This window comes from Xenophilus sp., from assembly GCF_044462705.1.
GTDB classification, from domain to species: domain Bacteria; phylum Pseudomonadota; class Gammaproteobacteria; order Burkholderiales; family Burkholderiaceae_C; genus Xenophilus; species Xenophilus azovorans.
Map to the genome: position 1 here is coordinate 1 of NZ_JBIQNC010000077.1, position 1,791 is coordinate 1,791.

Below are 1,791 nucleotides of genomic sequence, written 5' to 3' on the forward strand. Positions count from 1 at the left end.
ACTGGCTTCGCCAGGCCGCTGGGTGCGACCCCCTCCAAGCCGAAGGCGCCAGAGAGGGGGGAGCGGCGAAGCCGCATGGGGGGTGCTTCATTTCGCCAGCCGGGCGCTGTTGAGCACCACCAGCAGCGAGCTGGCGGCCATGCCCAGCCCGGCCAGCCAGGCGGGCATCCAGCCGGCCAGGGCCAGCGGCACGCTGACGGCGTTGTAGGCGGCCGACCAGGCGAGGTTCTGCCGCACCACCCGCAGCGTGCGCCGCGCCTGCGACAGCGTGGCGGGGATGGCCGACAGCGCGTCGCCCAGCACGATGAAGTCGGCCCGCGCGCGGGTCAGCGCGACCGCATGGCCGAAGGCGAAGGAGGCGTCGGCCTGGGCGATCACCGGGCCGTCGTTCAGCCCGTCGCCCACCATCGCCACGCGGCGGCCGGCGGTCTGCATGCGGCGCACGGCGTCGAGCTTGTCCTCCGGCAGGCAGTCGCCGCGCGCCAGGGCGATGCCGGCCCCGTCCGCCAGGCGGCGGGCGGCGGCGTCGCGGTCGCCGGAGAGCAACTGCACCTGCACGCCCTCGCCGCCCAGCGCAGTCACGGCCTCGGCGGCGTCGGCGCGCAGGTCCTCCTCCAGCACGAAGCTCGCGACCCAGCCTTCTTCGCCGCTCAGGTGGACCTGCATGGCGGGCACATCCAGCCGCGGCACGCCGCAGAAGGCGGCCGAGCCCAGCCGCAGCGCGCGCGCCGCGCCGCCGGGCCGGCGCGGGCGCAGGCGGCCCTGCACGCCCTGCCCCGCGTGCTCCTGCGCCTCGGCCAGGACCCAGTCGCTGGCGAGGCCCTGGGCGCGCCAGGCATCGGCCAGCGCCTGCGCGGCGGGGTGCAGCGTGGCCTCGGCCAGCGCGGCGGCCAGCGCCAGCGCATCGCCGGGCGGCACGCCGCGGCGGCTGTAGATGCGCGCCAGCCGCGGCTGGCGGTGGGTGAGTGTGCCGGTCTTGTCGAACACCACCGTGTCGACCCCGGCCAGCGATTCGAGCGCCTGCAGCCGGGCCACCAGCACGCCCTGGCGCGCGCGCTCGCCGGCGCTGGCCAGCATCGCCGCGGGCGTCGCCAGCGACAGGGCGCAGGGGCAGGTGACGATGAGCACCGAGGCGGCCACCATCAGCGCATGCCCCGGCCCGGCGGGCCACCACCATGCGGCGGCCAGCGCGGCGGCGGCCAGCACCGCCGCCAGGAAGGGCCGCGCCACGCGGTCGGCCAGTTGCGCCAGCCGCGGCTTCTGCGTGGCGGCGTCCTCCATCAACGCGACGATCTGGCCGAAGCGGGTGGCCCGCCCCACCGCGCCCACCTGCACCAGCACCGCCGCGCCCAGGTTGTGGCTGCCGGCCAGCACGCGGGCGCCGCAGGGGCGCGGCACGGGCGTGGATTCGCCGGTGAGCAGCGCCTCGTCGGCCGAGGTGTCGCCTTCGATCACCACCCCGTCGGCGGCGAAGGCCTCGCCCGGCCGCACGCGGATCACGTCGCCCGGCGCCAGCCGATGGGCGGCCACGGGGGCGAAGCGGCCGTCCGGGCCGCGGCGCTCCACGCTGTCGGGCAGCCGGCCCATCAGCGCGTCCAGCGCGCCGGCGGTGCGGTCGCGCAGGCGCGCCTCCAGCCAGCGGCCGGTGAGCAGGAAGAAGACGAACATGGTCAGCGAGTCGAAGAAGACCTCGCGGCCCAGCGGCCCGTCGGGGTCGAAGGTGCCGGCCGTGCTGACGAAGAAGGTGATGAGGATGCCCAGCGACACCGGCAGGTCCATGCCGATGCGGCG

The 1,791-nt window shown here is 77.1% G+C and carries 1 protein-coding gene; it reads right to left on the bottom strand.

The window, feature by feature from the left end; translation table 11 throughout:
- Positions 1-87: 87 nt before the first annotated feature.
- Positions 88-1,791: heavy metal translocating P-type ATPase (locus ACIY1X_RS13200; RefSeq protein ID WP_399681063.1), on the bottom strand; the 1,704-nt coding region annotated here is incomplete at its 5' end.